This window comes from Pseudomonas sp. PGPPP4 (assembly GCF_002256045.1).
Classification (GTDB): domain Bacteria; phylum Pseudomonadota; class Gammaproteobacteria; order Pseudomonadales; family Pseudomonadaceae; genus Chryseomonas; species Chryseomonas oryzihabitans.
In genome coordinates this window covers 1-23282 of the sequence record NZ_NKID01000009.1, presented here as the reverse complement: position 1 = coordinate 23282, position 23282 = coordinate 1, and the positions used below count along the sequence as shown (strand labels likewise).

Annotated in this window: 24 protein-coding genes; 19 read left to right on the top strand and 5 right to left on the bottom strand. The window is 66.4% G+C overall.

All coding sequences use genetic code 11. From position 1 onward, the window contains the following. Positions 1–47 precede the first annotated feature (47 nt). The 3 genes from CFE50_RS16275 (at position 48) to CFE50_RS16265 (ending at position 2682) form a co-directional block, all read left to right on the top strand. Positions 48–683, top strand: a complete 636-nt coding sequence (locus tag CFE50_RS16275) for an RluA family pseudouridine synthase (protein WP_286734977.1) — start codon at positions 48–50, stop codon at positions 681–683. 43 nt (positions 684–726) lie between these two features. After that, a complete protein-coding gene (locus tag CFE50_RS16270) occupies positions 727–1305 on the top strand; it encodes a class I SAM-dependent methyltransferase (protein ID WP_286734975.1) in 579 nt (192 codons plus the stop codon). 87 nt (positions 1306–1392) lie between these two features. Further along, the gene (locus CFE50_RS16265) at positions 1393–2682 is read left to right on the top strand and encodes a M18 family aminopeptidase (RefSeq protein ID WP_286734974.1); all 1290 of its coding nucleotides are present in this window, start codon (positions 1393–1395) and stop codon (positions 2680–2682) included. Between the two features lie 7 nt (positions 2683–2689). Here the strand turns inward: CFE50_RS16265 and CFE50_RS16260 are convergent, their stop codons facing one another. Then, complete coding sequence (locus CFE50_RS16260; protein ID WP_077173269.1) at positions 2690–3427, bottom strand: UTRA domain-containing protein; 738 nt, start codon at positions 3425–3427, stop codon at positions 2690–2692. Positions 3428–3609: 182 nt separating this feature from the next. Here CFE50_RS16260 and CFE50_RS16255 point away from each other — a divergent pair, with 182 nt between their 5' ends. The 6 genes from CFE50_RS16255 to CFE50_RS16230 are packed head-to-tail and all read left to right on the top strand — an operon-like array spanning position 3610 to position 8711. Continuing rightward, positions 3610–4671 (top strand): ABC transporter substrate-binding protein, encoded by a 1062-nt coding sequence (locus CFE50_RS16255; RefSeq protein WP_027601259.1) that lies wholly within the window; start codon positions 3610–3612, stop codon positions 4669–4671. A gap of 4 nt (positions 4672–4675) precedes the next feature. After that, the gene (locus CFE50_RS16250; protein WP_286734970.1) at positions 4676–5473 is read left to right on the top strand and encodes an alkaline phosphatase family protein; all 798 of its coding nucleotides are present in this window, start codon (positions 4676–4678) and stop codon (positions 5471–5473) included. Then, positions 5470–6303 (top strand): ABC transporter permease, encoded by an 834-nt coding sequence (locus tag CFE50_RS16245; RefSeq protein ID WP_286734969.1) that lies wholly within the window; start codon positions 5470–5472, stop codon positions 6301–6303. The genes CFE50_RS16250 and CFE50_RS16245 overlap by 4 nt, the downstream gene beginning before the upstream one ends. Further along, complete coding sequence (locus CFE50_RS16240; RefSeq protein ID WP_286734967.1) at positions 6290–7075, top strand: ABC transporter permease; 786 nt, start codon at positions 6290–6292, stop codon at positions 7073–7075. Before CFE50_RS16245 ends, CFE50_RS16240 begins: the two co-directional genes overlap by 14 nt. Further along, positions 7072–8061, top strand: a complete 990-nt coding sequence (locus CFE50_RS16235; RefSeq protein WP_286734965.1) for an ABC transporter ATP-binding protein — start codon at positions 7072–7074, stop codon at positions 8059–8061. Before CFE50_RS16240 ends, CFE50_RS16235 begins: the two co-directional genes overlap by 4 nt. Continuing rightward, on the top strand, positions 8058–8711 hold the full coding sequence (locus CFE50_RS16230; protein ID WP_286734963.1) for an HAD family hydrolase: 654 nt from the start codon (positions 8058–8060) through the stop codon (positions 8709–8711). The genes CFE50_RS16235 and CFE50_RS16230 overlap by 4 nt, the downstream gene beginning before the upstream one ends. Positions 8712–8890: 179 nt before the next feature. Here CFE50_RS16230 and CFE50_RS16225 read toward each other — a convergent pair whose 3' ends face one another. Next, positions 8891–9853 carry an NAD(P)H-quinone oxidoreductase gene (locus CFE50_RS16225; RefSeq protein WP_286734960.1) on the bottom strand — a complete coding sequence of 321 codons (963 nt, stop codon included), beginning with the start codon at positions 9851–9853 and terminating at the stop codon, positions 8891–8893. A 237-nt stretch (positions 9854–10090) separates the two neighbouring features. Here CFE50_RS16225 and CFE50_RS16220 point away from each other — a divergent pair, with 237 nt between their 5' ends. After that, positions 10091–12172, top strand: coding sequence for a carboxy terminal-processing peptidase (locus CFE50_RS16220; RefSeq protein ID WP_007162163.1), 2082 nt, complete (start codon positions 10091–10093; stop codon positions 12170–12172). A gap of 92 nt (positions 12173–12264) precedes the next feature. Then, a complete protein-coding gene (locus CFE50_RS16215; protein ID WP_286734956.1) occupies positions 12265–14010 on the top strand; it encodes a bifunctional diguanylate cyclase/phosphodiesterase in 1746 nt (581 codons plus the stop codon). Positions 14011–14013: 3 nt separating this feature from the next. On the opposite strand, the gene CFE50_RS16210 is transcribed toward CFE50_RS16215, so the two are convergent. The 3 genes from CFE50_RS16210 to bamJ form a co-directional block, all read right to left on the bottom strand. Next, positions 14014–14385, bottom strand: coding sequence for a hypothetical protein (locus CFE50_RS16210; protein ID WP_007162161.1), 372 nt, complete (start codon positions 14383–14385; stop codon positions 14014–14016). 5 nt (positions 14386–14390) lie between these two features. Next, on the bottom strand, positions 14391–14855 hold the full coding sequence (locus CFE50_RS16205) for a YkvA family protein (protein WP_241810306.1): 465 nt from the start codon (positions 14853–14855) through the stop codon (positions 14391–14393). 150 nt (positions 14856–15005) lie between these two features. Further along, complete coding sequence (bamJ, locus tag CFE50_RS16200) at positions 15006–15779, bottom strand: BamJ family beta-barrel-assembly machinery protein (protein WP_145154873.1); 774 nt, start codon at positions 15777–15779, stop codon at positions 15006–15008. A 255-nt stretch (positions 15780–16034) separates the two neighbouring features. Here bamJ and CFE50_RS16195 point away from each other — a divergent pair, with 255 nt between their 5' ends. The 8 genes from CFE50_RS16195 to CFE50_RS16160 all read left to right on the top strand — a co-directional run bounded on the left by CFE50_RS16195 (position 16035) and on the right by CFE50_RS16160 (position 23053). Then, a complete protein-coding gene (locus tag CFE50_RS16195; RefSeq protein ID WP_027597660.1) occupies positions 16035–16325 on the top strand; it encodes a hypothetical protein in 291 nt (96 codons plus the stop codon). A 63-nt stretch (positions 16326–16388) separates the two neighbouring features. Continuing rightward, a complete protein-coding gene (locus CFE50_RS16190; RefSeq protein ID WP_286734947.1) occupies positions 16389–17063 on the top strand; it encodes an ABC transporter ATP-binding protein in 675 nt (224 codons plus the stop codon). Next, positions 17060–19519 (top strand): FtsX-like permease family protein, encoded by a 2460-nt coding sequence (locus CFE50_RS16185; protein ID WP_286734944.1) that lies wholly within the window; start codon positions 17060–17062, stop codon positions 19517–19519. Before CFE50_RS16190 ends, CFE50_RS16185 begins: the two co-directional genes overlap by 4 nt. Then, positions 19509–20561, top strand: coding sequence for a lipocalin-like domain-containing protein (locus CFE50_RS16180; protein ID WP_286734941.1), 1053 nt, complete (start codon positions 19509–19511; stop codon positions 20559–20561). Before CFE50_RS16185 ends, CFE50_RS16180 begins: the two co-directional genes overlap by 11 nt. Before the next feature lie 125 nt (positions 20562–20686). Continuing rightward, positions 20687–20998 carry a DUF6482 family protein gene (locus CFE50_RS16175; RefSeq protein WP_007162147.1) on the top strand — a complete coding sequence of 104 codons (312 nt, stop codon included), beginning with the start codon at positions 20687–20689 and terminating at the stop codon, positions 20996–20998. A 164-nt stretch (positions 20999–21162) separates the two neighbouring features. Continuing rightward, the gene (locus tag CFE50_RS16170; RefSeq protein ID WP_286734937.1) at positions 21163–21582 is read left to right on the top strand and encodes a DUF4440 domain-containing protein; all 420 of its coding nucleotides are present in this window, start codon (positions 21163–21165) and stop codon (positions 21580–21582) included. Between the two features lie 143 nt (positions 21583–21725). Then, positions 21726–22751: a TerC family protein gene (locus CFE50_RS16165; protein ID WP_286734935.1), complete on the top strand. Its 1026-nt coding sequence runs from the start codon at positions 21726–21728 to the stop codon at positions 22749–22751. Between the two features lie 14 nt (positions 22752–22765). Then, positions 22766–23053, top strand: coding sequence for a hypothetical protein (locus CFE50_RS16160; protein ID WP_241809655.1), 288 nt, complete (start codon positions 22766–22768; stop codon positions 23051–23053). Positions 23054–23282 lie beyond the last annotated feature (229 nt).

Genomic DNA, 23282 nt, shown 5'->3' with positions numbered 1-23282 from the left:
GCCCGTCAGGCGCGGGCCGGCTTCGCAAGCAGGCCCCCAGGAAGCCCATGCCCCTCTCCAACATCCGTATCATTCACCAGGACGACGCCCTGCTGGTGGTCGACAAGCCCACCCTGCTCCTATCGGTCCCCGGTCGCGCCGAAGACAACCGTGACTGCCTGGTGACCCGCCTACAGGAAAACGGCTATCCGGAGGCCCGCATCGTCCACCGCCTGGACTGGGAGACCTCCGGGGTCATCGTGCTGGCGCAGGATGCCGACAGCCACCGCGAGCTGTCCCGGCAATTCCATGACCGGGAAACGGAAAAGGCCTATAGCGCCCTCTGCTGGGGCGAGCCGGAGGCCAACAGCGGTCGCATCGAATTGCCGCTGCGCTACGACCCGCCGACCAAGCCGCGCCATGTGGTAGATCACGAACTGGGGCGCCATGCCCTGACCTTCTGGCAGGTGCTGGAGCGTCACGGTCATTACAGCCGGGTGGAACTCACCCCCATCACCGGCCGTTCCCACCAGTTGCGCGTCCATATGCTCAGCATCGGTCATCCGCTGCTGGGCGATCAGCTCTATGCCCAGGGCGAGGCGCTGGCGCTCCGGCCCCGCCTCTGCCTCCACGCCAGCCTGCTGACGCTGACCCATCCCGTCTCGGGCGAGCGGATGAGCTTTACCAGTCCCGCGCCTTTCTGATCCTTCGCTGGCCTACTGAGGCACTCGACCGGAGGAACGCCGCTTGTCGCACTGGACGTCCTACTACACCGCGACCGCCGCGGGCGGTCCGCGTGACACCCTCTTGCAGGCGCTCTCGTCCTGGTCGAGTCCGCCAGGCCTGGCGCTGGACCTGGGCTGTGGCACCGGTCGCGACACCCTGGTGCTGCTGGAGCAAGGCTGGCAGGTGCTGGCCCTGGATGCCGAGTCCGAGGCTCTGAGCGCGCTGCGCGAGCGCACGCCGGCCCTGCTGCAGGGGCGCCTGGAAACCCGCCAGGCCCGCTTCGAGACGGTCACCCTCCCCCGCTGTGACCTCCTCAATTCCAGCTTCGCCCTGCCCTTCTGTGAACCGGCCCATTTCCCCGCGCTGTGGAACGGGATCACGGCGGCGGTCCGCCCGGGTGGTCTGTTCTGTGGCCAGCTCTTCGGCGAGCGGGACAGCTGGGCCAGCAAGGGCGTGACGGTAGTCGACGCCGCGGCCCTGCGGCGGTTTCTCCAGGACTGGGACGTCCTCCTGCACCGGGAAGAGGAAGAGGACGGCCATACCGCGGTCGGGCGGCCCAAGCACTGGCACATCCACCACCTGGTGCTGCAGCGCCGCTGAGCATGGCGGTGCCGCCGGACCCGGCGCTACGCTCGACTCCCCCGGGTCCAGAACCTAGACTGGACACCTTGTCGTCCGGAGTCGTCCATGCGTACCGATCAGATCCAAGGCCTCATCGATTTCCTCGCCAGTTCCCCCACCCCCTTCCATGCCACCGCCACCCTCGCCCGCCGTCTCGAAGCCGCCGGCTACCAGCGCCTGGACGAGCGCGAGAGCTGGTCCGTGCAGCCGGGTGGCCGCTACTACGTCACCCGCAACGATTCCTCGCTGATCGCCGTACGCCTGGGCGCCCAACCCCTGGAGCACGGTCTGCGCCTGGTCGGCGCCCATACCGACAGCCCCTGCCTCAAGGTCAAGCCGCAGCCGGAGTTGCAACGGCAGGGCTTCTGGCAACTGGGCGTCGAGGTCTACGGCGGCATGCTGATGGCGCCCTGGTTCGACCGCGACCTGTCCCTGGCGGGCCGGGTGACCTTTCGCGCCAGCGGCCGGGTGCAGAGTCGACTGATCGACTTCCGCAAGCCGCTGGCGATCATTCCCAACCTGGCCATCCACCTCAATCGCGAAGCCAACCAGGGCTGGGCCATCAACGCCCAGAACGAATTGCCGCCGATCCTGGCCCAGGTGCCGGCCGGCGAGCGGCGCGACTTCCGCGCCCTGCTGGCCACCCGCCTGCAACAGGAGCACGGCCTCGACGACGCCGAGGTGCTGGATTTCGAACTGAGCTTCTATGACGTCCAGCCCGCTGCCCTGGTCGGCCTGGAAGACGATTTCATCGCCGCCGCGCGCCTGGACAATCTGCTGTCCTGCTATGCCGGTCTGGAAGCGCTGCTGGCCGACGAGGGCGACGAAAACGCCGTACTGGTCTGCACCGATCACGAGGAAGTGGGCTCCACCTCCTGCTGCGGCGCCGACGGCCCCTTCCTCGAACAGGTGCTGCAGCGCCTGCTGCCCGCCGGAGATGCCTTTACCCGCACCCTGCAGCGCTCGCTGCTGATCTCGGCTGACAACGCCCATGGCGTGCACCCCAACTATGCCGACAAGCACGATGGCAACCACGGCCCGAAACTGAACGCCGGACCGGTCATCAAGGTGAATGCCAACCAGCGCTATGCCACCAGCAGCGAGACCGCGGCCTTCTTCCGCGATCTCTGCCAGCGCGAAGGGGTGCCGGTGCAGAGTTTCGTGGTGCGCAGCGACATGGGTTGCGGCTCCACCATCGGGCCCATCACCGCCGGACAGCTGGGCGTGCGCACCGTGGACATCGGCCTGCCCACCTTCGCCATGCACTCCATCCGCGAATTGGCCGGCAGCCACGACCTGGGCCATCTGATCAAGGTGCTGACGGCCTTCTATTCGAGCAGCGAACTGCCGCTGTGACGCCGGTCTAGTCCGGCACCTCGACCCTGACCTGGATGGCGTCGTGCCGCCAGAATTCCAGGTCGCAGTCGATCAGGCGTCCCTGCTGGTCGTGGTTGATGCGGGTGATGTGCAGCGCCGGACTGCCCTGCGCTACCCGCAGCGCCTGGGCCGCTTCCGGCAGCAGCGCCGTGGGCAGGATCTCGAAGCGCACCTCGCCGTAGCGGATATCGTAGCGGTCGCGATACAGCTCGGTGAGAGAGCGCTGCAGGTCGTGCTCCAGCAGGCCCGGGAAATAGGCGGCATTGAGGTAGTGCTCGACATAGAGCACCAGTCGGCCATCCACGCGGCGGACCCGGCGGATCTGATAGACGCTGGACAGCGCCGGCAACTCCAGCAGGCGGCAGATCTCCGCCGAGGCCAGCATCTGCCGCGCCGCCAGGACCTCGGTAGCCGGTCGGCGACCCTGGGCTTCCACCATGGCATGGAAATGGGTCCGCGCCAGGGGGTTGTAGGCCAGGCGCGGCGGGGCGACGAACCAGCCGCGGCGTTCCTCGCGATAGATCAGCCCCAGGGCCTCCAGCTGCAGCAGGGCTTCGCGCAGGGTGATGCGGGTGGTGGCGAAGAGTTCGCTCAGCTGGCGCTCGGACGGCAGGCGCTCCATGGCCGGCAGCAGACCGTGGGCGATCTGATCCTGCAGGGCCTGGCGGATGGCGCCGGCACCTGGCGCACTTCTTTGGACTAGACCAGTTTCAGATTGGTGCACCCGTAACGCCTCGACTAGGGTTTGGTTGGAGACTAAGACGGCCAGATGACCGCTTGGTGACGACTGCAGCGCCCGTGCCAGCAGAGAACCTGGGCGGATTGCCATCAAATCGTCATACCCCGGTCCTAGATTGGCCTGTGTCTTGCTGACCTAGACCAAGCCCTAATCCCTGGAGCGCCCGTATGACCCGTCTGCTTGCTTCCCTGTTGGCCACAGCCGTTGCGGTACAGGCCGGTACCGCCTTCGCCGATACCGTCGATCTCAAAGCCCTCGAAGCCGCCGCCCGCAAGGAAGGCGAGGTGAACAGCGTCGGCATGCCCGATACCTGGGCGAACTGGAAAGGCACCTGGCAGGACCTTGAGCAGAAGTACGGACTCAAGCACCAGGATACCGACATGAGCTCCGCCCAGGAGATCGCCAAGTTCGCCGCAGAAGGCGAGAACGCCTCCGCCGACATCGGTGACGTCGGTGCTTCCTTCGGCCCCATCGCCGTGCAGAAGGGCGTTACCCAGCCCTACAAACCCAGCACCTGGGACCAGGTCCCGAGCTGGGCCAAGGACAGCGACGGTCACTGGGCGCTGGCCTACACCGGCACCATCGCCTTCATCGTCAACAAGCAGACCGTCAAGGACGTTCCCCATTCCTGGGCCGACCTGCTCAAGGGCAACTACAAGGTCACCATCGGCGACGTCAGCGCGGCCTCCCAGGCGGTGAGCGGCGTACTGGCGGCGGCCTATGCCAACGGCGGCGACGAAAAGAACATCAAGCCGGCGCTGGATTTCTTCGCCAAGCTGGCCAAGCAGGGCCGCCTGGCCTTCACCAACCCGGTGGTGGCCAACCTCGAGAAGGGTGAAGTGGAAGTCGGCGTGGTCTGGGACTTCAATGCCCTCAACTACCGCGACCAGATCGATCGCTCGCGCTTCGAGGTGCTGATCCCCTCCGATGGCTCGGTGACCTCCGGCTACACCACCATCATCAACAAGTACGCCAAGCACCCCAACGCCGCCAAGCTGGCCCGCGAGTACATCTTCTCCGACGCCGGCCAGATCAACCTGGCCCAGGGCTATGCCCGACCGATCCGCGCCGAGCACCTGACCCTGCCGGCGGATGTCCAGGCCAAGCTGCTGCCCCAGGCGCAATACGCCAAGGCCCGCCCCATCGCCGACGCCAAGGCCTGGGAAGAGACCTCCAAGCGCCTGCCGCGACTCTGGCAGGAACACGTTCTGATCAACATGCAGCAGTGACGTCATGAAGGTCATCCTGGTCGTACTGGACGGACTCGCCCTGAGGGTCGCCGAACACGGCCTCGGCTTCCTCCAGGCGCTCTGCCTGGCCGGCCGGGGTCGCCTCTACCGGCTGGAATGCGAGTTGCCCTCGCTCTCCCGTCCGCTCTACGAATGCCTGCTCACCGGGGTCCCCCCGGTGCGCAGCGGCATCGTCCACAACGGGGTGGACCGGCTGTCCAACCAGACCAGCCTCTTCCACCTGGCCCGGGCCGCCGGCCTCACCACGGCAGCGGCAGCCTATCACTGGGTCAGCGAACTCTATAACCGCAGTCCCTTCGATCGGGCGCGGGATAGACACATCAGCGACACCGGCCTGCCCATCCAGCACGGTCATTTCTACTACGCCGACCACTACCCGGATTCCCATCTGTTCGACGATGCCGAGCACCTGCGCCTGGCCCATGACCCGGACATCCTGCTGGTGCATCCGATGAACATCGACGACGCCGGTCACAAGCACGGCCTCTCCAGCCCGGAATACCGCAACGCCGCGCGCCGCACCGACGGCCTGCTCTCCCACTACCTGCCGACCTGGCTGGACGCCGGCTACCAGGTACTGGTGACCGCCGACCACGGCATGAACGACGACCGCAGTCACGGCGGAACGCTGGCGGAAGAGCGCGAAGTCCCGCTATTCGTCTTCGGTGCCGGCTTCTCCCTGGGCGACGCCACCCCGGCTCAGGTGGAGATCTGCGGTACCGTCTGCACCCTGCTGGGCCTCGCCCACGACAAGCCGCTGTGCCAGGAGCTGCTGGCATGAAGCGCCCCTGGCTCGCCCTGCTGCTGACCCTACCCTTCCTGATGGTGTTTGGCGCCTTCCAACTGGCACCCCTGGCCTGGATCGCCTTGAACAGCTTCAACTCCAGCGAAAGCGGCTGGGGCCTGGGCAACTACGCCGAGATTCTCGGCTCGCCCTTCTACCTGCAGGCCATCCGCTTCTCCCTGGAGATCTCGCTCTGGTCCAGCGTCTGCGGCCTGCTGATCGCCCTGGTCGGCGCCTACTCGCTGACCCGGGTGGACTCGCGGCTGCGTGGCTTCGTGGTGGCCTTCACCAACATGACCAGCAACTTCGCCGGGGTGCCCCTGGCCTTCGCCTTCATCATCCTGCTGGGCATCAACGGCTGCCTGACCCTGGCCCTCAAGCAACTCGGCGTGATCGAGGGCTTCAATCTCTACACCAAGGGCGGCCTGATCCTCATCTACACCTATTTCCAGATTCCCCTGGGCGTGCTGCTGCTGTTTCCCGCCTTCGAGGCCTTGAAGCAGGACTGGCGCGACGCTGCCGCCCTGCTCGGCGCCGGCACCTGGCAGTACTGGCGGCACATCGGCCTGCCGGTGCTCAGTCCGGCGCTGGTCGGCACCTTCATCATCCTGCTGGCCAACGCCCTGGGCGCCTACGCCACGGTCTATGCCCTCACCACCGGCAACTTCAACGTGGTGCCGGTGCGCATCGCTGCCCTGGTCTCCGGCGACATCTACCTGGAGCCCAACCTGGCCGCGGCGCTGGCCATGCTGCTGGTGGCCTTCATGACCCTGATCACCCTCGTCCATCAATGGCTGCTGCGGCGGAGTCGTCATGTCCAGAACTGAGCGCCTCTATCATCGGACGGTGGTCTGGCTGCTGTTCCTGATCCTGGTCGCGCCCCTGGCCGCGACGCTCGTCTATTCCCTGGCCACCCAGTGGTCGGCGACTCTGCTGCCAGCAGGCTTCACCCTCAAGTGGTACCTGCAGCTCTGGAGCGATCCCCGCTTCCTCGCCGCCTTCGGCCGCTCCCTGGCGATCTGCTTCGGCGCCCTGGTGCTCTCCTGCGTACTGATCCTGCCGACCATGTTCGTCATCGCCTACCACTTCCCGCGGCTGGACGCCCTGATGAACGTGCTGATCCTGCTGCCCTTCGCCGTGCCGCCGGTGGTCTCGGCGGTGGGCCTGTTGCAGCTCTATGCGAGTGGGCCGCTGCCGCTTACCGGCACGCCCTGGATCCTGGTGTTCTGCTACTTCACCATCGCCCTGCCCTTCATGTACCGCGCCATCAGCAACAACCTGCAGGCACTCAACCTGCGTGACCTGATGGACGCCGCCCACCTGCTCGGCGCTAGCTCCTGGCGCGCCGCCCTACTGGTGGTACTGCCCAACCTACGTACCGGGCTGATGGTGGCGCTGTTCCTGTCGTTCTCCTTCCTCATCGGCGAGTTCGTCTTTGCCAACCTGCTGGTGGGGACGCGCTACGAGACGCTGCAGATCTATCTGTACAACCTGCGCAACGGCAGCGGCCACCTGACCAGCGCCCTGGTGATCTCCTACTTCCTCGCGGTCCTGCTGATGACCTGGATCGCCAATCGCCTGAATCGGGAGCGGACATGAGCTATCTCGCGGTCAAGGGACTGCACAAGCGCTACGGCGCCAACACCCTGTTCACCGACATCGAATTCCATGCCGAACAAGGCGAGCTGGTCACCCTGCTCGGTCCCTCGGGCTGCGGCAAGTCCACCCTGCTGCGCTGCCTGGCCGGCCTCACCGAGGTCGACCGTGGCAGCATCGTGCTGGCCGGTCAGGACATCACCCAACTGCCGCCCCAGCGCCGCGGCATCGCCATGGTGTTCCAGAGCTACGCCCTGTTTCCCAATATGACCGTGGCGCAGAACGTCGCCTTCGGCCTGCGCATGCAGCGGCTGGCACAGGACGAAGTCCGCCAGCGAGTGAGCGAGGCCTTGACGCTGGTGGAGCTGGAAGGCTTCGCCGAGCGCTATCCGCACCAGCTCTCCGGTGGCCAGTGCCAGCGCGTGGCGCTGGCGCGCTCGCTGATCGTGCGGCCGCGCCTGCTGCTACTGGACGAGCCCCTTTCGGCGCTGGACGCGCGTATCCGTCGCCACCTGCGCGAGCAGATCCGCGCCATCCAGCAGGAGCTGGGGCTGACCACGGTGTTCGTCACCCACGATCAGGAAGAGGCCCTGACCCTGTCCGATCGCATCGTGCTGATGCGCGAGGGTCGCATCGTCCAGAGCGGCGATGCCGAGACCCTCTACACCGCCCCGGTGGACGCCTTCGCCGCCGGCTTCATCGGCAACTACAACCTGCTCAGCGCCGACCAGGCCAGCCGCCTGTTCGGCCAGACCTTCCAGCACCAGGTGGCGATTCGTCCCGAAGCCATTCGCCTCGGCGTCGCGGGCGGCATTGCCGGGCGCATCGTCAGCCACAGCCTGCTGGGCAACGTGATCCGCTACCGGATCGCCACCGAAGCCTGCGAACTCAATGTCGACGTTCTCAATCACGGCCCGACGGCCTTGCAGCCGAACGGCACAGCCGTCACCCTGGCCGTCGATTCCGACAGCCTGAGAGAAGTGGCATGACCCTGGCGATTTTCGATCTCGACGAAACCCTTATCGATGGCGACTGCTCCAGCCTCTGGAGCCAGCAGATGGGTGTGCTCGGCTGGGTCGACCGCGAGTCCTTCGTGCGGCGCGACAGCGAGCTGATGGCGGCCTACGCCCAGGGCGAACTGGCCATGGAAGACTACATGGCCTTCCACCTCGAACCCCTGGTGGGCCGCACGCCCGAGGAAGTGGACTTCGAGGTCGGGCCCTGGGTCGAGGACGTCATCGAACCCTTGATCTTCAGCGATGCCATGAAGTGCATTGCCGCCCATCGAGCGGCCGGAGACCGGGTGATCATCGTCTCGGCTTCCGGGGTTCACCTAGTGGAACCCATCGCCGAACGGTTGGGCGTCGAGGAGGTACTGGCCATCGACCTGCAGGTCAGCCACGGGGTCTACAGTGGCCAAGTGGAGGGCGTCATGACCTTTCGCGAAGGCAAGCTGACCCGTCTGCTGGAACTGCTCGGCGGCGACCGCAGCCTGCTGGACAGCGCGAGCTTCTACTCGGACTCGCGCAACGACCTGCCGCTGCTCGAAGCGGTAGGCAAGCCGCACGTGGTAAACCCCGATCCGGTATTGCGTGAGCGCGCGGCACAGGCCGGTTGGCCGATTCTCAGCTGGCGGTAGAGTCAGTCAGTCAGACACGCATCGCGGCCATACCGATGCGCCGTAGCCATCGCTCCTACAGGGTGCCTGACGTGCAGGAGCAAACGTCTACTCACGTTATCGCGGCCATGGGCCGCTCTTACAGAAGCATCACCCCCCGTAGGAGCGGCCCATGGCCGCGATAACCCTAGCCGTGGGTGCTACTCCAGCCCCTCGTCCAGCACCAGCACCAACTTGCCGTTCACCTCGTTGCTTTCCAGGGCGGCAAAGGCGGCTTCGGCGTTCTGGGCGGCGAAGCGGCGTTCCAGGTTGACGTTCAGCTTGCCTTCGGCGAACAGCGGCCAGACCTTGGCCTCCAGGGATCTCATGGTCTTGGCCTTGAATTCCACGGATCGGTTACGCAGGGTCGAGCCGATGATGCGGATGCGCTTGCCGAGCACCTTGCCCAGATCCATCTCGGCCTGACGTCCGCCCATGAGGCCAATCAGCACCCAGCGCCCGTCCTGGCCCAGCAGGTCCAGGTTGAGCGACGCATAGTTCGCGCCGACCGGATCGAGGATGACGTGGAAGGGCGCGAAATCGCGCAGTCCTTCGAGATCGGTCTTGCGCAGCACCCCGCCCTCGGCGCCGAGGCGCTCGCAGTGCGCCAGGCGATCCTGGGAGCCGACACTGACCCAGCAGGGATTGCCAAAGGCCTTGCACAGCTGGATGGCGGCCGAGCCGACGCCACTGGCACCGGCATGCAGCAGCACCTTTTCGCCCGGCTGCAGCGCGGCCAGATCGAACAGATTGCTCCAGGCGGTCGCCCAGACCTCGGGCAGCGCCGCGGCCTCGATCAGCGACAGGCCTTCCGGCACGGAAGCCGCCTGACGCCCGTCCACCACCACCTCGCTGGCCATGCCAGCGCCAGCCAGCAGCGCGCAGACGCGATCACCGACCTGCCAGCGCGAATCGGCGGTGGTCTCGCTGACCACCCCGGCGCATTCGAGGCCCAGGGTCGCCGGCGCCCCGGGCGGCGGTGGATAGTTGCCCGCCAGTTGCAGCAGGTCCGCGCGGTTGAGACCGGCGGCCGCCACCTTGATGCGAATTTCCCCGGGCGCCAGCGCGCGAGCGCTCAGTGACTGCCATTCCAGTTGCCCTTCGATACCTTGCAATGCGTTCACGGTGCCTCCATAGTGGCTCAGGCTTTGACGAAAAGCGCCTGCGCCGGCGGGTTCTGCGGGAGTCGAGCGGACCGGAAGACGCGGGGCTGTCACAGCCTTCCCCTCCGATTGCCGCTACCCTTCAGACCGCCGTCAGACGACTTTCGTCAGCGCCCGTCATACTTCCCCTGGCCGCGGAACCGCCCGGGCCGGGAAGGGCCTATAGCCTATTCCTTTCCGTGCATTAGTCGAATACACATGAAGCAGCTCTTGTCCCGTACCGCCCTCGTTGTCCTGCTTGGCGTCAGCGCAACGCCCCTCTTCGCCAAGCCCAACGCGCCGGTAGGCGCCGAGAAACTGCAACCCGACCGCGACCAGGTCATCGCCAGCCTCAACATCGTCGAGTTGCTCAAGCGGCACCACTACAGCAAGCCGCCGCTCAACGATGCCCAGTCGATCAAGATTTACGACAGCTATCTGAAGATGCTTGATCCCGGCCGGCTGTATTTCAATGCCGCCGACATCCGCGAATTCGATGCCTCGCGCACCCGCTTCGACGACTACCTCAAGCAGGGCAACCTCGAACCGGGCTTCGCCATCTACCGTCGCTATGCCCAGCGCATGACCGAGCGGCTGAACTACGGCCTGGGCCTGCTCAACGCCGGCATCGGCAAGCTCGACTTCACCGTCGACGAGTCCTTCAACACCAATCGCGAGAAGGCGGCCTGGCCGGCGGATACCGCTGCGCTGGACGATCTCTGGCACCGCAAGCTCAAGGACGAGGTTCTGCGCCTGCGCCTGTCCGGCAAGACCGACCAGCAGATCCAGCAGCAGCTGACCAAGAGATACAAGAATCAACTGGCGCGGCTCAACCAGACCCGCAGCGAAGACGTCTTCCAGACCTACATCAACGCCTTCGCCGAGTCCTATGACCCGCACACCCAGTATCTCTCGCCGGAAAGCGCGGAGAACTTCGACATCAACATGAGCCTGTCGCTGGAAGGCATCGGCGCGGTGTTGCAGAACGACAACGACTACGTGCAGATCCTGCGCCTGGTGCCGGCCGGCCCGGCGGACAAGTCCAAGCAGATCGCCCCGGCGGACAAGATCGTCGGCGTCGCCCAGGGCGATGGCGAGATGGTCGACGTGATCGGCTGGCGGCTGGACGAGGTGGTCAAGCTGATCCGCGGACCCAAGGGCTCCAAGGTACGCCTGGAGGTCATCCCGGCAAGTAATGCGCCGAACGACCAGAAGACCAAGATCGTCACCATCACCCGCGAAGCGGTCAAGCTCGAAGAGCAGGCGGCGCAAAAGCACGTGATCGACGTGCCCCACGAGGGCAAGCACTACAAGCTCGGCGTGATCGACGTGCCGGCCTTCTACCTGGACTTCAAGGCCTATCGCGCCGGCGATCCGAACTACAAGAGCACCACGCGTGACGTGAAGAAGCTCATCGGCGAGCTGCAGAAGGAAAAGGTCGACGGCATCGTCCTGGACCTGCGCAACAACGGCGGCGGCTCGCTGCAGGAAGCCACCGAACTGACCGGGTTGTTCATCGACCAGGGTCCCACCGTGCTGGTGCGCAATGGCGACGGCAAGGTCGAGGTGCTGGCCGACGACGAAGGCGGCGCCTTCTACAAGGGCCCGCTGACCGTGCTGGTCAATCGCCTGTCCGCTTCGGCCTCGGAGATCTTCGCCGGCGCCATGCAGGACTATCACCGGGCACTGATCGTCGGCGGCCAGACCTTCGGCAAGGGCACCGTCCAGACCATCCAGCCGCTCAACCATGGCGAGCTGAAGCTGACCATCGCCAAGTTCTACCGCGTCTCCGGCCAGAGCACCCAGCACCAGGGCGTGCTGCCGGACATCGACTATCCGGCAGTGGTGGACACCAAGCAGATCGGCGAGAGCGCCCTGCCCGACTCCATGCCCTGGGACACCATCGCCCCGGCAGTGACCGGCCTGAGCAATCCCTTCGCCAACTACCTGCCGGAACTGGTCAAGCGCCATGACGTGCGGGTGCAGAAGGATCCCGACTTCATCTTTGCCCGCGAGCGCCTGAAGCTGGCCCAGGAACTGGCGGCGGACACCACCGTCAGCCTCGACGAGAAGAAGCGCCGGGCCGAGCAGACCGCGCTGGACGAGCGCCAGCTGGCTATGGAAAACCAGCGTCGCAAGGGCAAGGGCGAGGCCCCCCTCAAGGAGCTGAAGAAGATCGACGAGGACAACCCGGCGATCGACGACGACAAGACCAAGCCGCAGGACGACGCCTATCTCATGGAGTCCGGCCATGTGCTGCTGGATTACCTTGACCTGAGCCAGACGCCGCCCAAGCGCTGACATCAAAGCGTCACATCTCTGTCGTGAAATGCCCGGGGGTCGCCATCTGCGACCCCCGGGCATTTTCGTTTCCGGGTTCTTGCAGGCTAACCATGACGCTTAACGACCAGGCTGGAGTGTTGGATCGCATTCTCGCCAATCGCGAGTTGCATTCGCTCTTTCAACCCATAGTGTCCTTGAGCGAGCGACGCATCCTCGGCTACGAGGCCCTCATTCGCGGCGCCTCCAACACCCCGCTGCACTCCCCCCTGCCCCTCTATGCCACCGCCCGCCAGGCCGGTCGCCTGTCCGAACTGGAAATCGCCGCGCGCCAGCAGTCCTGTCAGACCTTTCGCGAACTGGCCCTGGAGGGCCTGCTGTTTCTCAACGTCTGTCCGGAGACCCTGCTGGAGCCGGCGCACCAGTCGGGCCAGACCCTCAAGCTGCTGCAGCGCCTGGGGCTCTCGCCGGCACAGGTGGTGATCGAGCTCACCGAGCAGGCGCCCATCGATGACTTCGCGCTGCTGGCCACCGCCCTGCACCACTACCGCGCCATGGGCTTTTCCATCGCCCTCGACGACCTGGGCGCCGGCTATTCCAGTCTCCGGCGCTGGTCGGAATTGCGCCCGGACTTCGTCAAGATCGATCGCCACTTCATCGAGTCCATCCACCGCGATGCGGTGAAGCGCGAATTCGTCGGCTCCATCCTGAAGATGGCCGAAGCCTCCCGCGCCCAGGTGATCGCCGAAGGCATCGAGACCCACGAAGAGCTCTCGACCCTGGCGAGCATGGGCGTGGATCTGGTCCAGGGCTATCTGCTGGGTCGACCGACCGCCGCCCCACCGCGCGAGATCCAGACCCTGCTGCCGATCATGGAGGTCCGCAGTTCCGAGCTTGCCGAAGAGTCGACCACCGTCGCCAGTCTCAGAGTCGAGCAGGTCGCGGTCGGCCAGGACATGCTCATTCCCGAGGTGCTGGAGCGCTTCCGCCTGCAGCCGAGCCTCAACACCCTGGCGGTGGTGGATGAAGACGATCGCCCAGTGGGCATCGTCCACCATCACGAGCTGAGTTCGGCGCTGCTCAAGCCCTTCGCCCATGAGGTATTCGCGCGCAAGCCGATCGCCCGGCTGATGAGTCAGGACTTCCTGGCGACCGAATCCGGCCAGTCGCTGCAGCAGGTCAGCCGCCTGCTCACCGCCCGGGCGCGCCAGCGCATCGAGGAGGATTTCATCATTACCGAAGGCGGTCGCTATGTCGGCGTCGGACGGGTGATGGACGTGCTGCGCCTGATCACCGAACAGCGCATCCAGCAGGCCAAGCATGCCAACCCCCTCACCCAGCTGCCCGGCAACGTGCCCATCCAGCAGTGCCTGACCCGGCTGCTGGATCAGCAGCGCGAAGCCGTGGTGTGCTACGTCGACATCGACGGCTTCAAGCCCTTCAACGACCTCTATGGCTACGCCAAGGGCGATGAGGTCTTGCTCTGCCTGGCGCAGACCCTGTCCGAGCGCCTGGATCCGCAGCAGGACTTCGTCGGCCACATCGGCGGCGACGACTTCCTGGTGGTGCTGGGTTCGGCGGACTGGCGGCGCCGTCTCAATGGCCTGATGGCGGCCTTTCAGGAGCGCTGCCGACATTTCTATCGCAGCGAGCACCTGGAGGCCGGCTGTTTCCTGGCCTACGACAGAGACGGCCGCCGGCGCGAGTATCCGCTGCTGTCGCTGTCCCTGGGGGTGGTGGAACTGGACCGGGAGGCCGGCCAGCGGGTGGATGCCAGCGGGGTGGCGGCGCTAGCCTCGGAGGCCAAACGCAATGCCAAGAGAGTGCCGGGCTACAGCCTGCACCTGATGCGGGCCTGACGCCTATTCCTGGCGATGGTCGGGATAGCGGTGATCGAACACCCGGGTCACTTCGGCCGCATGCCAGCTGATGGCGTCGGTGACGGGTGGCGAACCTTCCAGCGCGCCCAGGCGCAGGGCACAGTCGAAGAAGCCTTCACGGGGGATACGCGTACCGCTCTGGCTGACCACCAGGGCACTGCGCAATGGCCGACCCTCGCGCCGATCGAGGGCGGCCAGGTATTCCAGCGCCGTGGTCAGGGTCACCATCGCCGGCTGGGGCAGCCCCAGCCGTTCGATCACCGAGCGGTAGGTGAGGAGACTGCGGCTGCGCCGCGCGCTCTCCAGTTCATCCAGCAAGGCCAGCCAGTGCTGGCGACTGATGCGTACACTCAAATCGCTCAATCCCGCAGCTGATCGAGGGCGACGCCAGGCGCCGGCCGCTCGTGCTTGTCGGGCAGGGCCGCCAGCGCCGCCTGCTGACTCGCGGTGCGGTTGGCGCGCCAGGCCCGAAAGCCGTCCAGCTCGTCGCTGCAGGCCTTGCCGACCCAGGCCAGCACGGCGAGGTCGTCGAGCAGACCGAACATGGGCACCCAGTCGGGAATCAGATCGATGGGCAACAGGAAGTAGACCAGGCCACCGGCGACGGTCAGCAGCGTCTTGCGGCTGACCCCACGGTATTCGCCGCGCCACCAGGCCAGCAGCAATTGATGGAACAGACTCAGGGTGTCGCGGGCCTCGCCCAGCTTGAGTCCGCGCTTGCTGGTCTTGCGCGCGACGCCAAGCAACAGCGCTGGCAGGCGCCCGCGGATCAGCAGTCGCTGGGCGATACCAAGGTAGCGATCAAAATTCTTCGGCGGCTTCATGGACACCTCGAGCAGGAGAGAGCGTTGGGCAGGGACCCGTTTGCCACGGGTCTTTGCGCCCTTGCTTGGATCGCACCGCTGCTTCAGGGTTTCCCGCGACCCAATGTAAAACGCCCTGCAAGGCAGGGCGTTTGGCGCAAGGCGCGCGGCTTACTTCTTGGCCGGGGCCTTGTCGGCAGCGGCCGGTGCCTCGGCAGCCGGAGCGGCCGGAGCGTCTTCGGCGTCCGCGGCAGCGGCGTCCTTGATGCCGAGCAGTTCCAGGTCGAACACCAGCACCGAGTTGGCCGGGATCGCCGGGCTCGGGCTCTGGGCGCCGTAGGCCAGCTCGGAGGGGATGTACAGCTTGATCTTCTCGCCGACGTGCATCAGTTGCAGCGCCTCGACCCAACCCGGAATCACGCCGTTGACCGGCAGGTCGATCGGGGTGCCACGCTTGATGGAGCTGTCGAACACGGTGCCATCGACCAGCTTGCCCTCGTAGTGCACGGTGACCACGTCGGTGGGCTTGGGCTGCGGGCCATCGGCCTTCTTGACCACTTCATACTGCAGGCCGGAAGCGGTGGTGATCACGCCAGGCTTCTTGCCGTTCTCTTCGAGAAACTTCTTGCCGGCCTTGGCGTTGTCTTCGCTGACCTTGGTCATCTTCTCTTCGGCGCGCTTCTGCAGGGCGGCGAAGGCTTCGGTCAGCTGCTGATCGGTCAGCTTCTGGTCCTTCTTGCCGACGGCGTCCTCGATACCCAGGGCGACGGCCTTGGGATCCAGGTCGTCGATGCCTTCCTGGGCCAGGCTCTTGCCCATGTTCAGGCCGATGCCGTAGGACGCCTTCTGGGCCGGGCTTTCCAGCTCGACCTTGGGCTTGGAGTCGCAGCCGCTCAGAACCAGACCCACCAGGGCCACCGCTGCTGCCAACCGATACTGTTTCATGTTGATTCCTTATCCGTGCGCATTGTGCGCGTTCAAATAACTGATCGAGCTTACAAGGAGACCTGCTCGCTTGCCATCGCCAGGCCTCTAAATGGCTGCAAAGGATAAGATTTCAAGCTTATGTCTGCCTGAACATCGCGTGAACGAGCGGCGGGCTATCCCTGCGACGTCTTGTCCGGGGTGCCCGGGCAATGGCGACCGACGCGAGTCCAGGCGCTAAACTAGCGCCTTCTTCAGAGCCTGCCAGAGACCTCCATGTTCGAGCCCAACGATCTGAATCGCCCACCTCTCGACCTCGCCCGCGAATCGCGCAAGGCCGGTGGCTACGGCCTGCTGTACTCGGTGCTGCTGGCGATCGGCATCCTGCTCTATCACCACTGGGTGCCCAGCGCCTTCCCCGGCAGCCTGCTGCAGATGTCCCTGGCACTGCCCATCATCCTGTTCGCCGGCAGCGCCGTGTACTACCTCACCATGGTGCGCAAGTGCGAGCGTCTGCAGCGCGAGGAAGACGAGAAGGCCGGCAAGGGCAAGGCCAGGCGCCGCTAGCCGCGCTGAACGTCGCCGCCCCCGCCCGGTCGATTGCAGACCACGACCGGCGCTGGAGGCGCGATGCTGACCATCACCGATCTGCACAAGAGTTATCCGACGCCCCAGGGCCCGCTGCCGGTCCTGCGCGGCGTGGACCTCAGCCTGGCGCGGGGCGCGAGTCTGGCGCTCATGGGCGAATCCGGCAGTGGCAAGAGCACTCTGCTGCACCTGGTCGCCGGTCTCGACCGGCCTGACCGGGGCCACATCCAGGCCGTCGGCCAGGCACTCGACAGTCTCAGCGAACGAGCTTTGGCCGCCTGGCGCCGCGAGGGCATCGGGCTGATCTTCCAGCAATTCAATCTGCTCGCCAGCCTCACGGTGGCCGACAATCTCGCCTTCCAGGCGCGCCTGGCCGGCCGCCATGATCCGCGCTGGCAAGCCGAGCTGGCCGAACGTCTGGGGCTGACCGCTCTGCTGGAGCGCTATCCGGAACAGCTTTCCGGCGGCCAGCAGCAGCGCGTGGCCCTGGGACGCGCCCTCGCCTCCCGGCCGCCCCTGCTGCTCGCCGACGAACCCACCGGCAATCTCGACGAAGCCAGTGGCGACCAGGCCCTAGCCCTGCTGCTGGAGCTGGTGGCCGAGACCGGCAGCAGTCTGCTGATGGTGACCCACAGCGCGCGCATCGCCCGTCATCTCGATCGTACCCTGCACCTGGAGCGCGGGCGTCTCGGCGGCGCCGCCGTGGGCCAGCCATGAGACTGCTCTACTGGAGCCTCCACAGCCTGGCCAGCCACTGGCGGCGCCATCCGCTGCAACTGGCCGGCCTGGTCGCCGGCCTGTGGCTGGCGACGGCGCTGCTGATCGGGGTGCTGGCGCTCAATGCCCAGGCCCGCCAGAGCTATGCCCAGGCCAGCGCGCTCTTCGGTGCCGACCAGTCGAGTCTGGAAGCCCGTGACGGCAAACGCTTTCCCCAGGCGCTGTTCGTCGAACTGCGCCGCCAGGGTTGGCCGGTGTCGCCCGTCCTGCAGGGCCGCCTGACCCTGGCCGAGCGCGAGGGCGCCCTGCCGCTGCTGGGCATCGAGCCGGTCACCCTGCCCAGTGACCGGGGGGTGGCGGCCAGCGCCTCACCCGAGGCCCTGTTCGACTTTCTCGGTCCGACCGGCACCACCTGGATCGCGCCGGAAACGCTGCGTGAATGGCGGCTCCAGGCCGGTGAGATACTGCACCGCGCCGATGGCCTGGCGCTGCCACCGCTCCAGCCGCGACCGGGTCTGGCGCCCGGGACCCTGGTGCTGGACATCGGCCAGGCCCAGCGCCTGCTGGACGCACCGGACCAGCTCTCCCGGCTGATCCTGCCAAAGACCTTTCAGCGCGCCTTGCCCACCCTGGACGGGGTCGACCTGCAACGGGTGGAGAACGACCAGGGCGCCGAGCTGGACCGCCTGACCGACAGCTTCCACCTCAACCTCCTGGCGCTCGGCCTGCTGGCCTTCGCCGTCGGCCTGTTCATCGTCCATGCCGCGACGGGCCTGGCGCTGGAGCAGCGCCGCGCCCTGCTGCGCACCCTGCGCGCCGGTGGTCTGTCGGCCGCGACCCTGGTGCTGGCGCTGACCCTGGAATTGGCTCTGATCGCCCTGGTGGCGGGCGCCCTGGGAGTTGCCAGCGGCTATCTGCTGGCGGCGCTGCTGCTGCCCGACGTGGCGGCCAGCCTGCGCGGCCTCTATGGCGCCGAGATCGCCGGCAGCCTGACCCTGAGCCCGGCCTGGTGGCTGGCCGGACTCGGCCTCAGCCTGGGCGGCGCCCTGCTGGCGGGTGCCGACGGCCTCTGGCGCTCGGCGCGGCTGCCGCTGCTGGCGCTGGCCCAGGGCGAGGCCTGGCGCGCCGCCCATGGCCGCTGGCTCCGGCGCCAGGCCTTGGGCGCCCTGCTGGTCGGCCTGGCGGCGCTGGGGCTGTGGCTGGGCGGCAACAGCCTGGCCAGCGGCCTGGCCCTGCTCGGTTGCCTGCTGCTGGCCGCCGCCCTGGCATTGCCGCCGCTGCTGAGCGCTCTGCTGGATCTTTTGCTGAAGCAAGCAAGGCGGCCACTTTCGCGCTGGTTCCTGGCCGACGCCCGCCAGCAGCTGCCCGGGCTGTCCCAGGCACTGATGGCGCTGCTGCTGGCGCTGGCGGCCAATGTCGGCGCCGGCAGCATGACCGAAGGCTTCCGCCGCACCTTCGATGGCTGGCTCGACCAGCGCCTGGCCGCCGAACTCTATCTACGCCCGCAGGACGCCGCCCAGGCGGCGACCTTGCTCGATTGGCTACCCGGCCAACCCCAGGTGCGCGCGGTGCTGCCGGTGTACGAACTGGAAACCGGGATCCAGGGCCAGCCGACTACCCTGAGCGGGGTGCTGGACGCGGATATCTATCGCCAGCACTGGCCGCTGCTCGATGCCGGTGGCGACGCCTGGACGCCCTTCTTCGCCGGAGAGGGCGTGATGCTCAGCGAACAACTGGCGCGCCGCCTGGGGGTGGCCAAAGGGCAGCGGGTGGAGCTGCAGGGCAGTCAGGGGCGCTGGTCCGCGCCGGTGCTCGCCACCTATGCCGACTATGGCAATCCGCGTGGCCACCTGCTGCTGGCCCAGGCGCGCCTGCGGGCGCTGTGGCCGGATGCCGCCCTGGTGCGCATCGTCATCCGCATGGCGCCGGCGCAGGTAGAGGCCTTGCGCGGCGAGCTGCAGCAGCGCTTCGGGCTGGACGCCAGTCATTCCATCGACCAGGGGCAATTGCGGCGCTACGCCGATCAGGTCTTCGAACGGACCTTCAGCGCCACCGCGGCGCTCAACGCCCTGACCCTGGCGGTGGCCGGTCTCGCCCTGTTCATCGCCCTGCTCGGCCAGGCGCAACGGCGTCTTGGTCAGCTCGCTCCACTCTGGGCCCTGGGTATCGAGCGACCGCGGCTGATCCTGCTCAGCCTGGGGCAGCTGCTGGGACTCGCCCTGCTCACCCTGGCCCTGGCCATGCCGTTGGGCATCCTGCTGGCCTGGTGCCTGGTGGCGGTGGTGAACGTCCAGGCCTTCGGCTGGCGACTGCCGCTGCAGGTCTTTCCGGGTCAGCTGCTGGCGCTTTCCGCCATTGCCCTGCTGGCGACCCTGTTGGCGGCCGCCTGGCCGCTGCTGCGGCTGCAGCGCAGTCAACCGCTGGATCTGCTGCGAGAACTCGGCAATGAACGCTAGGGCCCTGCTGGTCGCACTCCTGCTGCTTACCGGTTGCGACAAGCAACCGGCGTCCGAGGGCTTCGCCGGCCTCGGCCAGGGCAGCGAGCACTTCGCCCCGGTGCTACCGGGTAAGGTCTTCAGCTTTCCCGCCGACCACGGTGCTCATCCGGATTTTCGCATCGAATGGTGGTACGTCACCGCCAACCTCAGGGATGCCGAGGGCCATCACTACGGCGTGCAGTGGACGCTGTTCCGCAATGCCCTGCGGCCTGGCGCCGACCAGCCCGGCTGGAGCAATGGCAACCTCTGGCTGGGCCACGCCGGCCTCACCACCGAGACCCGCCAGTTCTCCGCCCAGACCCAGGGCCGCGGCGGCATCGGCCAGGCCGGGGTCACGGCCGCGCCCTTCGCCGCCTGGATCGACGACTGGCGCCTCGCGGGTGACCTGGCCGGTCGGGCGCAGGTCCAGGCGCAGGGTCCGGGCTTCGCCTATCGGCTGGACCTCGCCGCCACCGGCCCGCTGGTGCTCCAGGGCGAAGGCGGGGTCAGCCGCAAGTCCGCCAGCGGCCAGGCGTCCTATTACTACAGCCAGCCCTTCTTCCAGGCCCAGGGCGAACTGGAGATCGAAGGCCGGCGCGTGCCGGTCAAGGGCCTCGCCTGGCTGGATCGCGAATGGAGCAGCCAGCACCTGGCCGCGGACCAGCTGGGCTGGGACTGGTTCTCCCTGCACCTGGACGACGGTCGCCAGCTGATGCTCTATCGCCTGCGCCAGGCCGATGGCCAGCACTATCTGTTCGGCAACCTGATCGCCGCGGACGGCCACAACCAGCCGCTGCACCCCGGCGATATCCGCCTGGCGCCGGAGTCCACCCACAGGGTCGCCGGCCGCGAGGTGCCGATACGCTGGTCCATCACCCTGCCGGGGCAGCAACTCGATCTGCGTATCGCAGCGGTCAACCCCGATGCCTGGATGGCCCTGGGCACGCCCTACTGGGAAGGTCCGGTCAGGGTGGAGGGCAGCGCCAGGGGGATGGGCTACCTGGAGATGACGGGGTACTGACAAAAGCGAAGAGACGCCTCCCGGACGCATCTCGTCCCGGAACTCCCGGCCCCGCTCCCGCCTCGAATCCTTACCTACTCCTGCCGCCGCGCAGGGCTCGTTAGCGTGATAACCGAGGTGTGTCGATGAATGTCAAAGAGCTGAATCAGCAGGTCAAGGCCGGCGCGGTCAAGGAAGTCAACCTGGTGTCCATGGAAGGCGGCTCCTACGTCATCCATGCGCTGGTGGAAGGCACCTCGGTTCCGGTCGCCGATGACAAGGGCGCCACCCTGCACGTGGCCTCGGTGGAAGAAGCCCGGCGCATCCTCGATGACGTCAAGGACGTGCGCCTGTTCATCGCCCAGCCGGCGGTCTATGAAGAGATGGTCGGCCAGCCGGTGAGTCAGACCGATTCGCGCGAAGAGATCCCGCTGCGCTCGACGATCGACAACCGCTGATCCGCCTCGCCCCTGTCGCCGGCAGCCGACGGCGACACCTCCCCTGCCCCGACCCGGACGCCTCCTGCGGGCGTCACCCTCGAGCAAAGCGCCACCACAGCGTACCCGCCTGGGTTAAGATGTTATATTATAACAATCGCCTGCCCGCCCGAGGATATAACGTCATGTCCGTTGCCGCCCCTGCCCGTTCCAACGAAGAAATCGCCTGCCTGGCCGGAGCCAAGGCCGCGCTGTATACCTGGGCCGCGACCGTCGCCACCCGCGACGTGGAAGCCATCCTGGCGCTCTATGCCGCAGACGCCATCTTGGTGCCCACGCTGTCCAACGAGGTGCGCGACAACGAGGAAAGCCGCCGCGAGTACTTTCGCAACTTCCTCGCCAATGACGGGCTGGTGTGCGATGTGCAGATCTTCAAGAAGAGGGTCAGCAGCCAGCTCAGCACCGTGGTGGTCGGCGGGCTCTATGTCTTCCACTATCGGGAAGGCGAACAGGCCATCAGCGTGCCCGCACGCTTCCTCTTCACCTTCGAGCAGATCGACGGCCGCTGGCTGATCACCGGCCACCACTCCTCCCGAGAAGCCTGAGCTAGAGCGGTTGCATTTTGTAAAACTGCAATCCTTGCCGAATGTGCGCGAGTTCGAAATCCTGTCCTGGTGACCCGGGCCCCTCTGACGGCGTGTGCCGCCATGTCGAGTCATAGTCTTGAAACTTGACTAAGGAGGGGCTCATGAACGCCCTGCATGCATTCTTCTTTGCCGACTTCCTCGGCACCGCCACCTGGATGTGGCTCACCTTCTTCGCCGTCGTCATCGCCCTGCTGGCCTTCGACCTGGGTGTCCTCCACAAGGAGAACAAGCCCATCGAGGTCAAGGAGAGCCTGCTACTGTCCGCCGGCTACATCACCGCGGGTCTGCTGTTCGCCCTCTTCGTCTGGCAGCTCAAGGGCGCCGACGCCAGCCTCGACTACGTCACCGGTTTCCTCATCGAGAAGTCGCTGTCCATGGACAACGTCTTCCTCATGGCGGTGATCTTCGGCTTCTTCGCCATCCCCCGCGAGTACCAGCACCGGGTGCTGTTCTGGGGCATCCTTGGGGTGATCGTGCTGCGCGCCCTCATGATCGGCCTGGGCGCGGCCCTCATCCACCAGTTCGACTGGATCCTCTATATCTTCGGCGCCTTCCTGGTGATCACCGGGGTCAAGATGCTGTTCGCCAAGGTGGATGAAGAGCCCAACCTCGACGACAACGTCTTCATCAAATTCCTGCGCAAGAAAATGCGGGTGACCGATGAGCTGCATGGCGATCATTTCTTCGTGCGCCAGCCCGATGCCAGTGGCAAGGCGGTGCTCTGGGCGACCCCGATGTTCCTGGCGCTGATCGTGATCGAGTGCGCCGACCTGGTGTTCGCGGTGGACAGCGTGCCGGCGATCTTCGCCATCACCCAGGACCCCTTCATCGTCTACACCTCCAACGTCTTCGCCATCCTCGGCCTGCGCGCGCTGTACTTCGCCCTGGCGGCGATGATCCATCGCTTCGCCTACCTCAAGTACGCCCTGGCGCTGGTGCTGGTGTTCATCGGCTGCAAAATCTTCCTGGTGGGCATCATCGGCAAGATTCCGCCGGCGATCTCCCTGAGCGTGACCCTGGGCCTGCTGGCCGGTGGCGTGCTGGTCTCGCTGTACAAGACCCGCGGCGAAGCCAAGCACCCCGCTGCCGGTCATGAGCCGCGCGATTCGCTGAAGCGGCCTACGTGAAGGAGCGGACGATCATGAGCACCAAAGCCATCCTCGGACTCGCCGGCATCCTCCTGCTGCTCGGCCTCGGCGGCTGCGACAGCGCCGAGAAGGCGGCGGACAGCTTCGCCACCAAGGTGGAAGAAGCCGCCCGCGAACAGGCCCGGGAAACCCTGGGCGGAACCCTCGACGAGTTGAACAGGAAAGTCGACGAGGCCCAGCAGCAGGGCCGCGCCTGGCTGGATCAGCACCGACCGAAGCAGGAAAAGGAAGAAGCCGCACCGCCCAAGGCCAACCGGTCGGTGGAGGGCGTTGAAGCCTGAGACTTTGGCAGCGATGATCGTAGGTTGGGTTGAGACGGCCCTATCGGCGAAGCCCAACAGGAGCAGCACCTAAGCGAGACCTGTTGGGCTTCGCTGTGCTCGACCCAACCTTGTATCTCTCCTGGGTAATGAGATTAGCTACCTCATTACCCGGAGCCGGTTAAGCACCTACCCAACCTGAGCACTCGATGCTGTGTCGTAGAGTGTGCCTGCCGGCTCCCTTTCTCCA

Bases quoted from the DNA above. Each gene is read 5' to 3' on its own strand.
- CFE50_RS16275 (WP_286734977.1), top strand. From the start codon at position 48: ATGCCCCTCTCCAACATCCGTATCATTCACCAGGACGACGCCCTGCTG.
- CFE50_RS16265 (WP_286734974.1), top strand. From the start codon at position 1,393: ATGCGTACCGATCAGATCCAAGGCCTCATCGATTTCCTCGCCAGTTCC.
- CFE50_RS16255 (WP_027601259.1), top strand. From the start codon at position 3,610: ATGACCCGTCTGCTTGCTTCCCTGTTGGCCACAGCCGTTGCGGTACAG.
- CFE50_RS16250 (WP_286734970.1), top strand. From the start codon at position 4,676: ATGAAGGTCATCCTGGTCGTACTGGACGGACTCGCCCTGAGGGTCGCC.
- CFE50_RS16245 (WP_286734969.1), top strand. From the start codon at position 5,470: ATGAAGCGCCCCTGGCTCGCCCTGCTGCTGACCCTACCCTTCCTGATG.
- CFE50_RS16240 (WP_286734967.1), top strand. From the start codon at position 6,290: ATGTCCAGAACTGAGCGCCTCTATCATCGGACGGTGGTCTGGCTGCTG.
- CFE50_RS16235 (WP_286734965.1), top strand. From the start codon at position 7,072: ATGAGCTATCTCGCGGTCAAGGGACTGCACAAGCGCTACGGCGCCAAC.
- CFE50_RS16230 (WP_286734963.1), top strand. From the start codon at position 8,058: ATGACCCTGGCGATTTTCGATCTCGACGAAACCCTTATCGATGGCGAC.
- CFE50_RS16220 (WP_007162163.1), top strand. From the start codon at position 10,091: ATGAAGCAGCTCTTGTCCCGTACCGCCCTCGTTGTCCTGCTTGGCGTC.
- CFE50_RS16215 (WP_286734956.1), top strand. From the start codon at position 12,265: ATGACGCTTAACGACCAGGCTGGAGTGTTGGATCGCATTCTCGCCAAT.
- CFE50_RS16205 (WP_241810306.1), bottom strand. From the start codon at position 14,855: ATGAAGCCGCCGAAGAATTTTGATCGCTACCTTGGTATCGCCCAGCGA.
- bamJ (WP_145154873.1), bottom strand. From the start codon at position 15,779: ATGAAACAGTATCGGTTGGCAGCAGCGGTGGCCCTGGTGGGTCTGGTT.
- CFE50_RS16195 (WP_027597660.1), top strand. From the start codon at position 16,035: ATGTTCGAGCCCAACGATCTGAATCGCCCACCTCTCGACCTCGCCCGC.
- CFE50_RS16190 (WP_286734947.1), top strand. From the start codon at position 16,389: ATGCTGACCATCACCGATCTGCACAAGAGTTATCCGACGCCCCAGGGC.
- CFE50_RS16185 (WP_286734944.1), top strand. From the start codon at position 17,060: ATGAGACTGCTCTACTGGAGCCTCCACAGCCTGGCCAGCCACTGGCGG.
- CFE50_RS16180 (WP_286734941.1), top strand. From the start codon at position 19,509: ATGAACGCTAGGGCCCTGCTGGTCGCACTCCTGCTGCTTACCGGTTGC.
- CFE50_RS16175 (WP_007162147.1), top strand. From the start codon at position 20,687: ATGAATGTCAAAGAGCTGAATCAGCAGGTCAAGGCCGGCGCGGTCAAG.
- CFE50_RS16170 (WP_286734937.1), top strand. From the start codon at position 21,163: ATGTCCGTTGCCGCCCCTGCCCGTTCCAACGAAGAAATCGCCTGCCTG.
- CFE50_RS16165 (WP_286734935.1), top strand. From the start codon at position 21,726: ATGAACGCCCTGCATGCATTCTTCTTTGCCGACTTCCTCGGCACCGCC.
- CFE50_RS16160 (WP_241809655.1), top strand. From the start codon at position 22,766: ATGAGCACCAAAGCCATCCTCGGACTCGCCGGCATCCTCCTGCTGCTC.